The following is an 18,219-nucleotide window of genomic DNA, read 5'->3' on the forward strand; positions in this document are numbered from 1 at the left end:
ACGGAACATACTCAGGGTAAAAGCTTTAATCTTACCAACGGTAGTGAGCAAATGCTTTGTTAGCTTCAGCCATTTTGTGAGTGTCCTCACGTTTCTTAACTGCACCACCTGTATTATTTGCTGCATCTAAGATTTCGTTAGCTAAACGTTCTTCCATAGTTTTTTCACCACGAAGACGCGCATAGTTAACTAACCAACGTAATCCTAAAGTAGAACGACGTTCTGGGCGTACCTCAACAGGTACTTGGTAGTTTGAACCACCCACACGACGAGCTTTAACTTCTAATACTGGCATAATGTTTTCAATTGCTTCTTCGAATACTTCAATAGCTTGACGACCACTACGTTCTTCAACTAGGTCGAATGCTGAATAAAGAATTCTTTGAGCTGTTCCGCGTTTACCATCTAACATAATTTTGTTAATTAATTTTGTAACTAATTTTGAGTTATGAATTGGATCTGGTAATACGTCTCTTTTAGGTACTGATCCTTTACGAGGCATAATGTAAATCCTCCCTTCCTATTATAGTATATTGTGATTAATTATTTTTAAAATTTACGTAATCTTAAAAATTAATTTTTAGGTTTTTTAGTTCCGTATAATGAACGACCTTGTCTACGTCCGTCTACACCTGAAGTATCAAGTGCACCACGTACAATATGGTAACGCACACCAGGTAAGTCTTTTACACGTCCACCACGTACAAGTACAACACTGTGTTCTTGTAAGTTATGGCCGATACCAGGAATGTATGCGTTGATTTCAATATTGTTTGATAAACGCACACGTGCATATTTACGTAACGCTGAGTTAGGTTTTTTAGGTGTCATAGTACCCACACGAGTACATACGCCACGTTTTTGTGGAGAATTCAATTCAGTGAATTGTTTCTTCTTACTGTTGAAACCTCTGTTTAAAGCTGGTGAATCAGATTTTTTTGATTTGCTTTGTCTTGGTTTACGTACTAATTGGTTAATAGTTGGCATTGAATATGTCCTCCTCTCTTCATTTTTTAATCCCACACATCCAGGTGGTTCATTTTAAGGTTAAATAAAATTTAGTAAGCAGACACTTACTAATTCTCATTCAATATAGCAACGATTGTTGCATTTACATTGATACCTACATATTCTCCTAATTCTTTCTTAGATGAGAAAAGTGTATATGGTATATTTTTTTGATTGATTTGGCTTAACACGCGAGTCATTAGATAAACTTCTACGTCTCGAGCAATAATCAATGATGTAACTTGATCTTTATTCAACGCTTTAAGCGTTTCCTTTAGACCAACTACATATTGTTGTTTGTTAAAGCGTGCAACTTTTTCATTAGACATGTTCAATATCCTCCAAAGTTCTGCTTGCATCAACCTATAATATATTAACATTGTTAGAGTACAATAGTCAATATTTATTCGTGTTTTTATGAAATAAATAAGAATCAAGAGGTTAGAACTAAGTCTAACCTCTTGATCATTATATCAATTATTCAGTAACTTCTACTTCTTCTTCAGAACTAGCAACTGGCGCTACATTTTTATCGTATTGAACGTCACTATAACGTCTCATACCTGTACCAGCTGGGATAAGTTTACCAATAATAACATTTTCTTTAAGACCAAGTAAGTCATCGCGTTTACCTTTAATAGCTGCATCAGTAAGAACACGAGTTGTTTCTTGGAACGAAGCTGCAGATAAGAAGCTTTCTGTTTCAAGAGAAGCTTTTGTAATACCAAGCAATACTGGCTTAGCAGTTGCAGGGCGTTTACGTTCTTTAAATGCATCTCTGTTAGCGTCAGTAAAGTTGTGAATATCAACTAATGAACCAGGTAATAACTTAGTATCTCCTGCTTCGATGATACGCACTTTACGTAACATTTGTCTAACCATAACCTCAACGTGTTTATCATCAATTTCAACACCTTGCATACGGTAAACTTTTTGTACTTCTTTTAATAAGTAGCTTTCTGTAGCATTTAAACCAGCAACTGATAAGTAGTTTTTCGGCTCGATAGAACCTTCTGTTAATACTTCACCACGTTCAACTGATTGTCCTACTTCCACTTTAAGTCTAGAAGTACCTGAAGCTAGATATGATCTAGTTTCATTTTCACCTTTAACAACAATTTCTTGTTGACGGTCTTTCGCTAATTTAATATCTTCTACTACACCTTCGATTTCAGTGATTACCGCTTGACCTTTAGGGTTACGGGCTTCAAAGATCTCTTGGATACGTGGAAGGCCTTGAGTGATATCGCTTCCGGCTACCCCACCTGTATGGAAGGTACGCATTGTAAGCTGTGTACCTGGTTCACCGATTGATTGGGCAGCAATTGTACCAACTGCTTCACCAACTTCAACTTTTTCACCTGTTGCAAGGTTTTTACCATAACATTTTTCACATACACCATGACGTGTATTACAAGTGAATGCTGAGCGGATATACATTTGTTCGATACCAGCATCAGTAATTTTCTTAGCGATTTCCGCAGTAATTAATTCGTCTGGACGAATAATAATTTCATCTGTTTCAGGGTGACGAATTGTTTCTTTTGAATAACGTCCTTCGATACGTTCAATGAATGGTTCAATCATTTCTGTACCTTCTTTGATGTCAGAAACAAGTAAGCCACGGTCAGTACCACAATCTTCTTCACGTACAATAACATCTTGCGCAACGTCAACAAGACGACGAGTAAGGTAACCTGAGTCAGCTGTTTTAAGTGCTGTATCGGCAAGACCTTTACGCGCACCGTGAGTAGAAATGAAGTACTCTAACACTGTTAAACCTTCACGGAATGATGAAGTGATTGGTAATTCAATGATTTTTCCTGATGGTGCAGCCATTAATCCACGCATACCAGCTAACTGAGTAAAGTTAGATGCGTTACCACGGGCACCAGAGTCACTCATCATGAAGATTGGGTTTGTTTTTTCAAGTGATTGCATTAATTCACCTTGAATTTGATCTTTAGCATCTGTCCAAATTTCAACGACAGCATTGTATCTTTCTTCTTCAGTGATTAAACCACGATTGAATTGTTTAGTCACACGTTCAACTAATTTTTCATGTTCATCTAGGATATCTTTTTTATCTGGTAATACCACGATATCAGAAACACCTACAGTAATACCTGCTTTAGATGAGAATTTGAATCCTAAGTCTTTCATACGGTCAAGCATCATAGATGTATCAGTAATACTGAATCTGTTGAAAACTTCAGCAATGATATTACCTAAGAATTTTTTATTGAATGGTTCAATTAATTCTTTAGTTTCAAAGAATTCTTTTAATCCGCCTTCACCTAACTCTGTTGGATCAACAAAGTATTTATCTGGTGTTGTACCCTCAAGGTTAGTTTGAGTTGGCTCATTAATATAAGCAAATGAATCAGGAATGATTTCATTAAAGATAATTTTACCTACTGATGTAGCTAAGATTTTCTTATTTTGCTCCTCAGTGAATGTCGGATTATTGAATGAGCTTGCATGAACACCAATTCTAGTGTGTAAGTGAACATACCCATTTGCATAAGCTTTTAATACTTCGTTTGTATCATTATAGATCGTACCAGTATTAACTGCGTCTTTACGTTCAAGTGTTAAGTAGTAGTTACCTAATACCATATCCTGAGATGGTGTAACAACTGGTTTACCATCTTTAGGGTTTAAGATATTTTGAGCAGCTAACATTAACATACGTGCTTCAGCTTGCGCTTCTTTAGATAATGGAACGTGAACCGCCATTTGGTCACCATCAAAGTCAGCGTTATATGCTGTAGTAACAAGTGGGTGTAGACGGATTGCACGACCTTCTACTAATGTTGGTTCAAATGCTTGGATACCTAATCTGTGAAGCGTAGGCGCACGGTTAAGTAGTACTGGATGTTCTACGATAACTTCTTCTAAAACGTCCCAAACTTCATCATCCATGCGTTCAATTTTACTTTTAGCATTTTTGATATTTGTTGCAATTTCACGTTGAACTAACTCTTTCATAACGAAAGGTTTAAATAATTCAAGCGCCATTTCTTTAGGTAGTCCACATTGATACATTTTCAGACTTGGACCTACTGCGATAACGGAACGACCTGAATAGTCAACACGTTTACCAAGTAAGTTTTGACGGAAACGACCTTGTTTACCTTTTAACATATGTGACAATGATTTTAATGGGCGGTTACCTGGTCCAGTTACAGGACGGCCACGACGACCATTATCGATTAAAGCATCTACAGCTTCTTGTAACATACGTTTTTCGTTTTGAACAATGATACCTGGTGCACCAAGATCTAATAAACGTTTCAAACGGTTATTACGGTTAATAACACGTCTATATAAATCGTTTAAGTCACTTGTAGCAAAACGTCCACCATCTAATTGAACCATTGGACGAATTTCAGGTGGAATGATAGGAAGTACATCTAAAATCATCCATGCTGGATCATTACCAGAGTTACGGAATGATTCAACAACTTCTAAACGTTTAATAGCACGAGTAAGTCTTTGTCCTGTTGCAGATTCTAATTCATCACGTAAGATTTTTAGTTCTTCATCTAAGTCAATTTCAGATAATAAGTCTCTGATACCTTCAGCACCCATTTTAGCTACGAATTGACCTGGATATTTATCATAATAATCTCTGAATTCTGCTTCAGATAATAAAGTTTTCTTTTCTAAACCTGTTGGGCCTGGATCAACAACAACATAAGAAGCAAAGTAAATAACCTCTTCTAATGCTCTTGGAGACATATCTAATAAAAGTCCCATACGACTTGGAATACCTTTGAAGTACCAAATGTGTGATACTGGTGCTGCTAATTCGATGTGTCCCATTCTTTCACGACGAACTTTAGACTTCGTTACTTCAACACCACATCTATCACAAACCATACCTTTATAGCGTACACGTTTGTATTTACCGCAACTACATTCCCAGTCTTTAGTTGGTCCAAATATTCTTTCACAGAAAAGACCGTCTTTTTCAGGTTTTAACGTACGATAGTTAATTGTTTCAGGCTTCTTAACTTCACCATAAGACCATGAACGAATCTTTTCGGGTGAAGCTAATCCTATTTTCATATAATGGAAATTATTTACATCAATCAAGGAGCCTACCTCCTTCAATTTAGATTAGCTGTGCTATTTGATTGATTTACATTTATAGTATATAGAATTTTAGAAAGGTAGGAGCGACATTTAAAAATCGCTCCGCCTCTATCATTCTAATTATCTTAAGTGCATATTAATCAGTAGTTTCTTTTTGTGATTCTGGCGCATCTTTTTGTTGTAAATCTACTTTGCGTTCTGTTACATCTTCATCTTCAATGTCTGCCATTTCGATTTCGTTATCTTGCTCATCCATCACTTTAACGTCTAATCCTAAACTTTGTAATTCTTTCATCAATACTCGGAATGATTCAGGAACACTTGGTCTAGAGATATTTTCGCCTTTAACAATAGATTCGTAAGTTTTAACACGACCTACTGTATCATCTGATTTATAAGTCAAGATTTCTTGTAATGTGTATGCAGCACCATATGCTTCAAGTGCCCATACCTCCATCTCACCGAAACGTTGTCCACCAAATTGTGCTTTACCACCTAGTGGTTGTTGCGTTACTAATGAGTATGGACCAGTTGAACGCGCATGTAATTTATCGTCAACCATGTGTGCAAGTTTAAGCATGTACATAACACCAACTGAAATACGGTTGTCGAATGGTTCACCCGTACGACCATCGTATAATACAGTTTTACCGTCACGTGCCATACCAGCTTCTTCGATAGTTGACCATACGTCATCATCGTTGGCACCATCAAATACTGGAGATGCAACATGGATGCCTAAGTTTTTAGCAGCCATACCTAAATGTAATTCAAGAACTTGTCCGATGTTCATACGTGATGGTACACCTAATGGGTTTAACATGATGTCAATTGGACGTCCGTCTGGTAAATATGGCATATCTTCTTCTGGAACGATTTTTGAGATGACACCTTTGTTACCATGACGACCACACATTTTATCTCCGACGTGAATTTTACGTTTTTGAACGATATAAACACGTACTAGTTGGTTAACACCTGGTGATAATGTGTCGTCTCCTTCTTCACGATTGAAGACTTTAACATCTAGAACGATACCGCCAGCACCATGTGGTACACGTAATGATGTATCACGTACTTCACGTGCTTTTTCACCAAAGATAGCATGTAATAATCTTTCTTCAGCTGTAAGCTCTGTAACACCTTTAGGCGTTACTTTACCTACTAAGATATCTCCGTCTTTAACTTCAGCACCAACATACACAATACCACGTTCGTCTAAGTTTTTAAGTGCACTTTCAGAAACGTTAGGAATGTCACGAGTGATTTCTTCAGGTCCTAGTTTAGTATCACGTGCTTCTGATTCATATTCTTCAATATGGATAGAAGTGTATACGTCATCTTTAACTAGACGCTCACTCATGATAACAGCATCCTCGTAGTTATAACCATCCCATGTCATGAATCCTACAACTACGTTACGACCTAAAGCCATTTCACCTAATTCCATTGAAGGACCATCGGCTAAGATTTCGTTGTATTCAACAATGTCACCTGTAGCAACAATTGGACGTTGGTTGTAACAAGTACCTGAGTTTGAACGTTTGAATTTTGCTAATGGATAGCGATCTAATTCACCTTCATACTCTTGACCGTCTTGCTCTACTAATCGACGTACTAAAATTTCATTAGATTCAACATGTTCAACACGACCTCTGTGGTTAGCTGTAATAGCAGCACCTGAGTCACGCGCAGCAACATGTTCCATACCTGTACCAACGAATGGTGCTTCAGGATTCATCAATGGTACTGCTTGACGTTGCATGTTTGCACCCATTAACGCACGGTTAGAGTCATCGTTTTCTAAGAATGGAATACAAGCTGTAGCGGCTGAAACAACCTGCTTAGGTGAAACGTCCATGTAATCCATTTTCTCTTTAGCCATTACTGTGTTATTACCACGGAAACGACATACTACTTCATCGTCTAAGAAACGTCCGTTTTCATCTAAACGTGAGTTCGCTTGGGCAACAACATAACTATCTTCTTCGTCAGCAGTTAAATAATCGATTTGGTCTGTAATCGCATTAGTGTCTAAATCTACTTTACGATATGGTGTTTCAATGAAACCAAATTCATTTACACGAGCATAACTAGATAATGAGTTGATTAATCCAATGTTTGGACCCTCTGGCGTTTCAATTGGGCACATACGGCCATAGTGAGAATAGTGTACGTCACGTACTTCCATTTGAGCACGTTCACGTGTTAAACCACCAGGTCCTAAAGCAGATAGACGACGTTTATGTGTCAACTCTGCTAATGGGTTAGCTTGGTCCATGAATTGTGATAATTGAGAACTACCAAAGAATTCTTTGATTGATGCAATAACTGGACGGATATTGATTAATTGTTGTGGTGTGATTGAATCAGTGTCTTGAATAGACATTCTTTCACGTACCACACGTTCCATTCTTGATAAACCAATTCGGAATTGGTTTTGTAATAGTTCGCCTACTGAACGTAAACGACGATTACCTAAATGGTCAATATCGTCTGTATAACCAATACCACTTAATAAGTTAAAGAAGTAACTCATTGAAGCAATAATATCAGCTGGTGTAATACATTTAACTTCAGAATCTGGTAACGCGTTACCGATCACTGTAGTTGTACGACCTTCATCATCATTAGGAACATATACTTTAATTGATTGAATTTCAACTGGTTCATCAATAACTGTTCCTTCTAGTTCGAACACTTCACTATTAGCATTTGCCTCTAATACATCCATGATTTCGTCTAACTTACGACGATCAAGAACTGTACCTTCTTCAACAACAATTTCACCCGTTTCACTATTAACAATTGGTTCTGCTAATTTTTGATTGAATAAACGGTGTTTTAAGTGAAGTTTTTTATTCGCTTTATAACGACCAACGCTTGCTAAGTCATAACGTTTTGGATCGAAGAAACGTGAGTATAATAAACTTTTAGCATTTTCAACTGTTGGTGGTTCGCCAGGGCGTAAACGCTCATAAATTTCTAATAATGCTTGTTCAGTATTTTCAGTACCATCTTTTTCAAGCGTATTGCGTAGGTACTCACTGTCGCCAAGTAAATCAACGATTTCTTGGTCACTAGAGAAACCTAATGCTCTTAATAATACAGTTAATGGTAATTTACGAGTTCTATCAATACGTACATAAACTACGTCTTTAGCATCAGTTTCATATTCTAACCATGCACCACGGTTAGGAATGATTGTTGCATCGTAGTTTTCACGTCCGTTTTTATCAAGTTTTTCATTGAAATATACGGATGGTGAACGTACTAATTGTGATACAATAACACGTTCTGCACCATTAATTACAAATGTACCTGTATCAGTCATTAATGGGAAATCACCCATAAATACTTCTTGCTCTTTCACTTCGCCAGTTTCTTTAATAATAAGACGTACTTTTACACGAAGAGGTGCAGCATAAGTAGCGTCACGGTTTTTTGATTCTTCTAAGTCGTATTTTGGTTCACCTAATCTATAATCTACAAATTCTAAAGATAGGTTTCCTGTGAAATCTTCAATCGGAGAAATATCTCTAAACATTTCTAATAAACCTTCTTTAAGGAACCAATCGTAAGATTTTGTTTGAATTTCTATTAAGTTCGGTAATTCTAATACTTCTGAAATTCTCGCGTAGTTTCTACGTTTACGATGTCTTCCATATTGGACAACTTGACCTGCCAAACAGATTCACCCCTCAAAAATTGTGTGGGTTGCTTTTACTAATAAAACAAAGAGTGTCACAAGATTTAAAGACAAAAAGAAAACGGCAACACTTCAGATGACACCATTTTCTATTCTATATTTATCTTGATTTACTTATTTGTTTTTGCGTAAAAGTACACACTTATTGAACATAAATTTTTACATTTTATAACTATATCAGAATAATACTTTTAAATCAAGCTTTTACGCTTTTCAATATATAGTATCCTTTGCTTTTATTCACAACTTCCACATTGTTAAATAATTCATCCATTTTCTTTTTAGCTGAAGGCATACCTTGCTTTTTTTGAATAACAACAAATAATTCGCCATTACTTTTCAGTTTTTGATATGCTTCTTCAAAAATACGATGAACGACAGTTTTACCCGCTCTGATTGGCGGATTTGTTAACACAAAATCAAATTGGTTATCATCAACCTGAGTCATACCATCACTTTCGAAAATATCCGCATTTTCAATATGATTTTTCTTTTTATTCTTTTTAGCTAATTCTAATGCTCTACGATTGACGTCTAACATTGTAATATGGTGGTGTGGTGAAACTTTAGCAATCATCAGTCCGATTGGCCCATATCCACACCCTACATCAGCAATTGTTTTACTCGGTCCAGGAGGATTTGCTTTCAAGAATGTTTGGATTAATAAATCAGATCCAAAATCCACTTTATCTCTAGAAAACACACCATTATCTGTTATTAAATTAATAGAATGTTGATAACATTCATAAGTAATATGTTTTTCATCACTTTTTACATCCGGATTTTCGTCGTAGTAATGACTCATGTCTTCACCTCTATCAGTCTTTTGCATTCCTGTTATTCTAAATTTAGCTATAAATGAATTAAAAACCCCGTTATCGCGATAACGGGGTTTTTAACTTCTCAAAGAATGTGATTACGATTTAAAAATCAATAACCATATTATTTAGTTAGGAAACTAGAACTATTTTAATTCTACTGTAGCTCCAACTTCTTCTAATTGTTCTTTAAGTTTTTCAGCGTCTTCTTTAGGCATAGCTTCTTTGATTACTTTAGGAGCTCCGTCTACTAATTCTTTAGCATCTTTTAATCCTAAGCCAGTTGCTTCTTTAACAGCTTTAACAACTTTGATTTTTGAAGATCCAGCTGAAGTTAATTCAACATCAAATTCAGTTTTTTCAGCTGCTGCTTCTCCGCCGCCAGCTGCACCTGCTGCTGCTACTGGAGCTGCTGCAGTTACACCAAATTCTTCTTCAATTGCTTTTACTAAATCGTTTAATTCTAAAACTGACATTTCTTTAATTGCTTCAATGATTTGTTCTTGATTAGCCATTTTATAATTCCTCCGTTATTTTTAATTTTTTATGCGCAATTATTCAGCGCTTTCTTCTTTTTGTTCTCCAACAGCTTTAACCGCATAAGCGAAGTTGCGTACTGGAGCTTGTAATACAGATAAAAGCATAGATACAAGACCGTCGTGTGAAGGTAATGAACCAACAGTTTTAACTTCTTCTGCTGAAATAACATTTCCTTCCATAACGCCTGATTTAACTTCTAAAGCTTCATGTTCTTTAGCAAATCCTGCAATAACTTTTGCTGGAGCTACAACATCTTCTGTTGAAGTTGCAATAGCAGTTGGACCTGTTAAGAATTCATCTAAGCCTTCGATTCCAGCTTTTTCAGCTGCGCGACGTACCATTGTGTTTTTGTATACTTTATACTCAACACCAGCTTCACGTAATTGTTTACGTAATTCAGTAACTTCAGCTACTGTTAATCCACGGTAGTCAACGATCACTGTTGAAACTGAGTTTTTAAGTTGATCAGCAATAGTATCAACTAATTGTTTTTTAGCTTCAATGATAGCAGACATTCAGACACCTCCATTTAGTATTTTTCGGTGCTTTTTTTAAGATTAATAAAAAAAGCACTTTCTACCCACGGCAAAAAGTGCTTGAAAGTTTAATAGTCACGTTCAAGTCAATTTTAGCCTCGGCAGGATCGGTTTTTAAGTTATCAAATAACTCCTACTGTCTTAGGTAAAATAATCACAATAATTAATATAACCGTTTAATTGTAATATGTCAATATATTTTTAGAAACTCTTAGCATTTTAATGCTTAGAGTTTCTTATGCATGAGCTTTGCTCAGGCGTTCTTTAATCTAATGCATTTTAATGCTTAGAGTTTCTTATGCATGAGCCTTGCTCAGGTGTTCCTTAATCTAATGCATTTTAATGCTTAGAGTTTCTAAAATAATTTCAGAATCTTTGATTCCTGAGTATATCCATGTAAAGGTTACTAGAATACGAGAACGTTTTGAATCCGAAACATTCTAGCATCTCCTACATATCAATAAATCGAATCTAATGATATTACAACGCTTATAAAAATCATCAATTATCTTTTCAAAAATCAAGGCTAGAACATAAATTATTCTAGGCTTGATGTAATTTAAATATATTTAAATTATAGTTTGAATGAAGCAGTATCAACTTTAACTCCAGGACCCATTGTTGTTGTAACAGCAACAGATTTGAAGTAAGTACCTTTAGATGAAGATGGTTTAGCTTTAGCTAATACATCTTGTAAGGCTTTGAAGTTTTCAACTAATTTTTCATCGCTAAATGAAACTTTACCGATAGAAGCATGTACGATACCAGCTTTTTCAGCACGATATTCAACTTTACCAGCTTTGATTTCTTCAACAGCTTTTTTAACATCCATAGTTACAGTACCAGTTTTAGGGTTTGGCATTAAACCTTTAGGTCCTAATACACGACCAAGTTTACCAACTTCGCCCATCATATCTGGAGTAGCAACTACTACGTCAAAGTCGAACCAACCTTGTTGGATTTTTTGTACGTAATCAGATTCACCTACGTAATCTGCGCCTGCTTCTTCAGCTTCAGTGATTTTGTCACCTTTTGCAAATACTAATACACGTTGTGATTTACCAGTTCCGTTTGGTAGTACAACTGCACCACGGATTTGTTGGTCATTTTTACGTGTATCAATTCCTAAACGGAATGCAACTTCAACTGATGCGTCAAAGTTAGCAATGCTTGTTTCTTTAGCTAATTTGATTGCTTCTTCAACACTATAGTATTGAGTACGGTCAACTTTATTAGCTGCTTCTTGATACTTTTTACCTTTTTTAGCCATTTATTGTTCCTCCTTTAGTGGTTTTAGCGGAATTTCCTCCCACATTTACTTGTGTTAGCCACAAGTTAAGAGCAGATAACAGATAGTTTCTTATTCAAATCAGTCATAGAGACTAAAGTGCAATAAGATGTCATAGACAATATGGATTGTTTACCTATTCTGTTACCTGCTTTTATCGTCTAAATCAGTTCATTTCAAATTAAATTTGATTGCTTATTATTCTACAGTGATTCCCATACTACGAGCAGTACCTTCGATAATACGCATAGCTGCTTCTTCGTCAGCAGCATTTAAGTCTTGCATTTTGCTGTTAGCAATTTCACGTACTTGATCTTTAGTTACTGAAGCAACTTTGTTTTTGTTAGGTTCGCCTGAACCTTTTTCAACGCCAGCTGCTTTTTTAAGTAGTACTGGAGCCGGTGGAGTTTTTGTAATGAATGTAAATGAACGGTCTTCATATACACTAATTTCTACCGGAATGATTAAACCTGCTTGTTCTTGAGTACGTGCATTGAACTCTTTACAGAATCCCATAATATTCACACCTGCTTGACCTAATGCTGGACCAACTGGTGGTGCTGGGTTTGCTTTACCTGCAGGAATTTGTAATTTAACTACTTTTTCTACTTTTTTAGCCACGATGTGCACCTCCTTGATATCGTGATGTGGTCACAGGGCTCAGTTTTGCCCTCCCACTCTTAACATTTCGTGACGAAATGAACGCTCTAAAAGCGCGACCACATTATTTTAACACTTTTTTATTTCAAAAAGCAATAGTAAAATTTCAACTTTTGCATTTAAAAACGTTAATTAATCTCACTATAATTTTTCGATTTGATCAAATTCTACTTCTACTGGTGTTTCACGTCCAAACATGTCAACTAATACTGTCAATTTGAATTTTTCCGCTTCAATCTCTTGAACTTCTCCAACTTGGTTTGCGAAAGGTCCAGATTTAATACGTACTTGTTCACCAACATCTAACTCGACATCGATTGTTTTTTCTTTTAATCCCATTTGTTTAAGAATAAAGCGAACTTCTTCTGGAAGTAATGGGTTAGGTTTTGAACCAGCTCCAGCTGAACCGACAAATCCAGTCACACCCGGTGTGTTTCTTACTACGTACCATGACTCATCTGTCATTACAAGTTCGACTAGTACATAACCAGGGAATGTTTTCTTCACAAGTTTTTTTGCTTTTCCATCTTTAACTTGTGTTTCTTCTTCTTCAGGTATGACAACTCTAAAGATTTGTTCTGTCATATTCATTGATTCCACTCTTTTTTCAAGATTCTTTTTAACTTTATTTTCATATCCTGAGTATGTATGCACTGCATACCAACGCTTTGCGCCTACTTCTTCAGACATGTCGCCACTCCTAACCTAATAATAAATTTTTCAATGCTGTAATTCCTAAATCTAAGGCATAGAAAAAGACTAAGAAGAATATTACTGTTGATACTACTATAACAGTATATTTAAACAATTCTTCTTTAGTTGGCCAACTCGTCTTTTCCATTTCTGATTTTACACCTTGAAAAAAGCTTTCTTTTTTAGCCACTAATAAAACCTCCAAATCTTTCAACAATAGCCAGTAAACTTTGAATATCGTTTATTTTGATTCTTTATGTACTGTATGAGCATTGCATCTTGAACAGTATTTCTTAAGGGTCAATCGTACTGCTGAACCTTCTTTTTTGGGTACATGATAATTTCTATTGCCACACTCTTCACAATTCAAGGGTACTTTTTTCACTTTCATTCACCTTTACTCATTAATATACCAGTCTACTATACATAAATCTAAATATGAATGTCAAACTGATATATGACTATCACAGTAAGTATTTGCGAGTATAGACTGTTGTCGCACTACACTATTATTTTAATCTATATTCTAAATGATGTCTTATTTTCATTTTACAACGTTGTATCGCATTGTAAACTACTTTGTCTTTTATACTTAGTAAATGTGCAATTTCTTTTGGTTTATAACCTTTACTATAAAACTCAAATACTTCTCGTTCTTGTTTAGTTAATTTCTCACACGCCGCGTTCAATAGTTTGATTGCTTCACATGTTAATATTTCTCTTTCAACTCGATCTCGATTAAGCAGGTTCGTTTGATATTCAACGACAGCATCATTAACTACATTCGTATATCTCTTCTGTTGAGTGTAATGCCGTCGATAGTAATCACATTTAACTGATTTGATGAGTCGCGATATATATTTTATAAACGAATCATCATATTGAAAATGATGGCGCTCAAGCGCTAGATATATTTTGATGAGCACTTCTTGATAAAGGTCGTCTTTTTCAAAATCATTTTGAGAAATATAATTAATTCTCCTCATAATAAAAGAATCGAATTGTTGAAGGATAGCTTTTAATTCTAAATCTAATTGTTGTGACTTTGACAATAATAATTGCTGTTTCAAGTTGTTATTTTTATGTGTCATATCTTAGTTGCCTTTCAAAATTTTAAGGCTATTCTATATGAAACACTATCTAAATAACAACATTGCAAAATCAGTCTTTTTTATGGTTTCCTCTTCGTATTTTTTCAAATTCTGCAAGTATGTCTTCTGATAGCGGAATTCGAGTTCTTGGTTTAGTTTCTGTAATATCTTCGAGGGATTTACTCACCGTTATTTGATTTTCTCTCAAATCTCTCCACATTTCTCTTGAAGATACGCGATAAGCACCTGAACCAAAAATAGCATGTTGTTCACTCATATCACTCGTCACAACTGTAATATGCGTTGTATGTTTATCGTATAATTCATATACATATCGTTCAATAAAACTATCTGCTGTTTCCTTTTCTTTAGTAAATACAGTTTTCACGCCATGATACATGTATTCTCTTTCTATGCCAGATTGTTCATAAGCATCAAATACACAAACAATTTCATCGGCAATAACAGCATTATAGTTGGCTATTGCATCAATGAGTTGTTCTCTCGCCTCTTCTAAATTTTCTTTGGCGATTTTACTTAATGTTGGTGATTGGCCAATCATGTTATACCCATCAATTATTAAATAACGTTCTTTCATTATTTATCTCCGTTCGAGTGTCTTTTACGGAATACCTCATACATCATTAAACTAGCAGCAACAGACGCATTTAAACTATTCACATGACCGACCATAGGAATTTTAATATAAAAATCACATTTATCACTGACTAATCTACTCATACCTTGCCCTTCACTACCAATTACTATTGCTAATGACATATCAGCTTCTAAATCTCTATAATCTGTTGCATTATTCGCTTCTGTACCAGCAACCCAAAAGCCATTGTTTTTTAATTCATCAATCGTTTTGGCTAAGTTTGTCACTCTAATCACTGGCACATGTTGAATAGCACCTGTAGATGCTTTGGCAACAGTTTGAGTTAATGAAACAGAACGACGTTTAGGGATAATCACGCCATCCACACCTGATGCGTCAGCCGTTCTTAATATTGACCCAAGATTATGCGGATCTTCTAACCCATCTAAAATGATAACGGTAGATAAACCATCTTTTTCTTGTTGTTGCTTCAAAAACTGATCAAAATCTGCATATTCATATGGTGCTACTAATGCTGCTACGCCCTGATGAGGTGCAGTTGATAAAAAATCTAATTTGGATTTTGGTACTGTTTGTACAATTAGTTTCTGATCTTTTGCATTTTTTAAAATGTCGTTAATTTGTTGTTTTTTTATACCGTCTTGAATCAAAATCTTATTTATAGAATGACCTGAAATAATAGCTTCCTTTACTGCATGTCTACCAACGATCACTATATCTTCCACGTACTCACGACCTCTCGTTAACTATTTCTATGATTTTATCTAGTAATACCTTCAATCGTTCTTCTCTATGTTCTAGATACAAAAAGCCAATTACCGCTTCTAATGCAGAACTTTTACGATACGTTTGAACGTCTGTGTTTTTAGCTTTAGTATAACTTTTAGCATTGCGCCCTCTCTTTAATATATCCATTTCTTCTTCAGTAAACCATGCTTCCTCAATAAGTGTTTCAAGTGTCTGTGCTTGGCTTTTAGCTGAGACATATAACTTAGACATTTGATGTAATCGATTGGGTTTACTTCGCAATTTGAGTACGATATATTGTCGAACATGCTGATCTAAAACGGCATCTCCCATATAAGCTAATGTTAACGGGTTCAGTAATTTAATATTCATATTATCCACGTTTAAATCTAACACCTTGAGGGGTATCTTCTAAAATAATATTTTGCTCTTTTAAATGGTCTCTAATTTCATCAGCACGTGCGAAGTCTTTATTTTTGCGGGCTTCATTTCGCTCTTCTATCAATTTCTCAATATCTTCATCCAATAAATCATCTTGTTGGTTGCCTTTTAGTGGAACACCTAAGACGTCACTGAATATTTGATATACTTCTTTGAATTTGGCAATTACTTTAGTAGATGTTACATTTTCTAAAACATATCTATTCGCTAATTTGGCTAAATCATACCAAGCTGTTACCGCATTAGCGGTATTAAAATCATCATCCATTACTGTTTCAAAGTTCTCTAATATTTGATCAATTTGATTGATATATTCTTCTTGATTATCAATATTTGTCGCAATAGCTTCTCTTTCTTCGATAAGTTGATAGCTATTTCTAATACGTTCAAGTCCGCTTTTAGCAGCACTCACTAGTTCTAAATTATAGTTGATTGGGCTACGATAATGAACACTAATCATAAAGAATCGTAATACGTCTGGGTCAATTTCTTTGATAATATCATGTACTAAAATAAAGTTGCCTAATGACTTACTCATTTTTTCATTATCAATATTGATAAAGCCATTGTGCATCCAATAGTTGGCAAATGGGGCATGGTTATGTGCTTCAGATTGTGCAATTTCATTTTCGTGATGAGGGAATTGTAAATCTGATCCACCTGCATGAATATCAATAGTTGGCCCAAGTTCATGAAACGCCATTACTGAACATTCTATATGCCAACCTGGACGACCTTCTCCAAATGGACTTTCCCAACTAATTTCACCTGGCTTAGCCTTTTTCCATAAAGTGAAATCAAGTGCATCTTCCTTCTGATCGCCAGCTTCGATACGTGCACCTACTTTTAAATCATCAATTGATTGATGACTTAACTTACCATAGTCTTTAAATTGACGTGTTCTAAAATAGACATCCCCATTACTTTCATATGCATATCCTTCATCTACTAATTTTTTGATAAAATCAATAATCTCATCCATATGATTCATAACTCTCGGATTTGATGTTGCTTTTTTAACATTTAGTGCACCTACATCTTCATAGAATGCCTTAATATATTTATCTGCAATTTCAGGCACACTTTCGTTTAATTCTTTTGAACGTTTGATTAATTTATCGTCGACATCTGTAAAGTTAGATACATATGTCACTTCATAACCTTTATATTCAAAATATCTACGTACAACGTCATAATTTATCGCCGGTCTGGCATTACCAATATGGATATAGTTATAAACGGTTGGACCACAAACGTACATTTTCACCTTACCTGGTTCTATTGGTTCAAATGTTTCTTTTTGACGTGTTAACGTATTATATAATGTAATCATCTTGAATCTCTCCGTTTCTTGTTTTTTCAAGTTGTCTTTCTAAGTGTTTAATTTGTTCATACAATGGATCAGGTAAATTACGATGATCGAATGTTTTACCAATACGTTTACCATCTTGTTTTACAATATGGCCTGGTATACCTACAACTGTAGAATAACTTGGCACTGATTGTAGCACTACTGAATTCGCACCTATATTTACGTTAGAACTAATTTGAATATTACCTAAAACCTTTGACCCAGCTGCGATAAGGACATTATCACCGATATCTGGATGCCTTTTACCTTTTTCTTTACCAGTCCCACCTAAAGTTACACCTTGATATATCGTTACGTTATCTCCAATCGTGCATGTTTCACCAATAACTACGCCCATACCATGGTCAATAAATAAACGCTTACCAATTTTAGCCCCAGGATGAATTTCAATACCTGTAAAAAATCTAGATATTTGTGAAATAGCTCTAGCAGCTACATAACGTTGATTATTATATAATTTATGTGCGATCAAATGACTCCATACAGCATGTAATCCTGCATATGTTGTAACAACTTCAATAGTTGAGCGCGCCGCTGGATCCTGTTCAAACACCATTTTTATATCGTCTCTCATTCTTCTTAACAAAACATTCTCC

Annotated in this window: 19 protein-coding genes and 1 other annotated feature; all 19 genes read right to left on the reverse strand. The window is 35.3% G+C overall.

Going from position 1 to position 18,219, the window contains the following annotated elements; genetic code table 11:
• Nucleotides 1-31 precede the first annotated feature (31 nt).
• The 19 genes from rpsG to cysE all read right to left on the reverse strand — a co-directional run bounded on the left by rpsG (nucleotide 32) and on the right by cysE (nucleotide 18,197).
• Nucleotides 32-502, reverse strand: coding sequence for a 30S ribosomal protein S7 (gene rpsG, locus LPC11_RS11080; protein WP_002451223.1), 471 nt, complete (start codon nucleotides 500-502; stop codon nucleotides 32-34).
• 71 nt (nucleotides 503-573) lie between these two features.
• A complete protein-coding gene (rpsL, locus tag LPC11_RS11085; RefSeq protein ID WP_002451222.1) occupies nucleotides 574-987 on the reverse strand; it encodes a 30S ribosomal protein S12 in 414 nt (137 codons plus the stop codon).
• Nucleotides 988-1,076: 89 nt separating this feature from the next.
• A complete protein-coding gene (locus tag LPC11_RS11090) occupies nucleotides 1,077-1,337 on the reverse strand; it encodes a ribosomal L7Ae/L30e/S12e/Gadd45 family protein (protein ID WP_023374644.1) in 261 nt (86 codons plus the stop codon).
• 148 nt (nucleotides 1,338-1,485) lie between these two features.
• The gene (gene rpoC / locus LPC11_RS11095; protein WP_023374643.1) at nucleotides 1,486-5,082 is read right to left on the reverse strand and encodes a DNA-directed RNA polymerase subunit beta'; all 3,597 of its coding nucleotides are present in this window, start codon (nucleotides 5,080-5,082) and stop codon (nucleotides 1,486-1,488) included.
• Nucleotides 5,083-5,245: 163 nt separating this feature from the next.
• Nucleotides 5,246-8,797 carry a DNA-directed RNA polymerase subunit beta gene (rpoB, locus tag LPC11_RS11100; protein WP_107566296.1) on the reverse strand — a complete coding sequence of 1,184 codons (3,552 nt, stop codon included), beginning with the start codon at nucleotides 8,795-8,797 and terminating at the stop codon, nucleotides 5,246-5,248.
• Between the two features lie 217 nt (nucleotides 8,798-9,014).
• Nucleotides 9,015-9,623: a class I SAM-dependent methyltransferase gene (locus tag LPC11_RS11105; protein WP_023374641.1), complete on the reverse strand. Its 609-nt coding sequence runs from the start codon at nucleotides 9,621-9,623 to the stop codon at nucleotides 9,015-9,017.
• Nucleotides 9,624-9,782: 159 nt separating this feature from the next.
• On the reverse strand, nucleotides 9,783-10,151 hold the full coding sequence (gene rplL / locus LPC11_RS11110; protein ID WP_002451217.1) for a 50S ribosomal protein L7/L12: 369 nt from the start codon (nucleotides 10,149-10,151) through the stop codon (nucleotides 9,783-9,785).
• Between the two features lie 39 nt (nucleotides 10,152-10,190).
• Entirely contained in the window at nucleotides 10,191-10,691 is a 501-nt protein-coding gene (gene rplJ / locus LPC11_RS11115) for a 50S ribosomal protein L10 (protein WP_002451216.1), read from the reverse strand.
• Between the two features lie 39 nt (nucleotides 10,692-10,730).
• Nucleotides 10,731-10,876, reverse strand: a sequence feature (ribosomal protein L10 leader region).
• A 410-nt stretch (nucleotides 10,877-11,286) separates the two neighbouring features.
• Nucleotides 11,287-11,982, reverse strand: coding sequence for a 50S ribosomal protein L1 (rplA, locus tag LPC11_RS11120; RefSeq protein ID WP_002451215.1), 696 nt, complete (start codon nucleotides 11,980-11,982; stop codon nucleotides 11,287-11,289).
• Between the two features lie 216 nt (nucleotides 11,983-12,198).
• Nucleotides 12,199-12,621 carry a 50S ribosomal protein L11 gene (gene rplK / locus LPC11_RS11125; RefSeq protein WP_002451214.1) on the reverse strand — a complete coding sequence of 141 codons (423 nt, stop codon included), beginning with the start codon at nucleotides 12,619-12,621 and terminating at the stop codon, nucleotides 12,199-12,201.
• A gap of 180 nt (nucleotides 12,622-12,801) precedes the next feature.
• On the reverse strand, nucleotides 12,802-13,350 hold the full coding sequence (nusG, locus tag LPC11_RS11130; protein WP_002451213.1) for a transcription termination/antitermination protein NusG: 549 nt from the start codon (nucleotides 13,348-13,350) through the stop codon (nucleotides 12,802-12,804).
• A gap of 10 nt (nucleotides 13,351-13,360) precedes the next feature.
• Nucleotides 13,361-13,543: a preprotein translocase subunit SecE gene (gene secE / locus LPC11_RS11135; RefSeq protein ID WP_023374639.1), complete on the reverse strand. Its 183-nt coding sequence runs from the start codon at nucleotides 13,541-13,543 to the stop codon at nucleotides 13,361-13,363.
• Nucleotides 13,544-13,594: 51 nt separating this feature from the next.
• Nucleotides 13,595-13,738, reverse strand: coding sequence for a 50S ribosomal protein L33 (gene rpmG, locus LPC11_RS11140; protein ID WP_002465546.1), 144 nt, complete (start codon nucleotides 13,736-13,738; stop codon nucleotides 13,595-13,597).
• 124 nt (nucleotides 13,739-13,862) lie between these two features.
• Nucleotides 13,863-14,444, reverse strand: a complete 582-nt coding sequence (locus tag LPC11_RS11145; RefSeq protein ID WP_023374638.1) for a sigma-70 family RNA polymerase sigma factor — start codon at nucleotides 14,442-14,444, stop codon at nucleotides 13,863-13,865.
• A 70-nt stretch (nucleotides 14,445-14,514) separates the two neighbouring features.
• A complete protein-coding gene (locus LPC11_RS11150; RefSeq protein ID WP_002465578.1) occupies nucleotides 14,515-15,042 on the reverse strand; it encodes an NYN domain-containing protein in 528 nt (175 codons plus the stop codon).
• Nucleotides 15,042-15,788, reverse strand: coding sequence for a 23S rRNA (guanosine(2251)-2'-O)-methyltransferase RlmB (gene rlmB, locus LPC11_RS11155; RefSeq protein ID WP_002465583.1), 747 nt, complete (start codon nucleotides 15,786-15,788; stop codon nucleotides 15,042-15,044). Before rlmB ends, LPC11_RS11150 begins: the two co-directional genes overlap by 1 nt.
• Nucleotides 15,789-15,792: 4 nt before the next feature.
• The gene (locus tag LPC11_RS11160; protein WP_023374637.1) at nucleotides 15,793-16,182 is read right to left on the reverse strand and encodes a Mini-ribonuclease 3; all 390 of its coding nucleotides are present in this window, start codon (nucleotides 16,180-16,182) and stop codon (nucleotides 15,793-15,795) included.
• A gap of 1 nt (nucleotide 16,183) precedes the next feature.
• Nucleotides 16,184-17,584 carry a cysteine--tRNA ligase gene (gene cysS, locus LPC11_RS11165; protein ID WP_023374636.1) on the reverse strand — a complete coding sequence of 467 codons (1,401 nt, stop codon included), beginning with the start codon at nucleotides 17,582-17,584 and terminating at the stop codon, nucleotides 16,184-16,186.
• Complete coding sequence (gene cysE, locus LPC11_RS11170; protein WP_171001928.1) at nucleotides 17,568-18,197, reverse strand: serine O-acetyltransferase; 630 nt, start codon at nucleotides 18,195-18,197, stop codon at nucleotides 17,568-17,570. The genes cysS and cysE overlap by 17 nt, the downstream gene beginning before the upstream one ends.
• Nucleotides 18,198-18,219: the final 22 nt, after the last annotated feature.

Source organism: Staphylococcus sp. HL28 (assembly GCF_021117155.1).
Taxonomy (GTDB): domain Bacteria; phylum Bacillota; class Bacilli; order Staphylococcales; family Staphylococcaceae; genus Staphylococcus; species Staphylococcus warneri.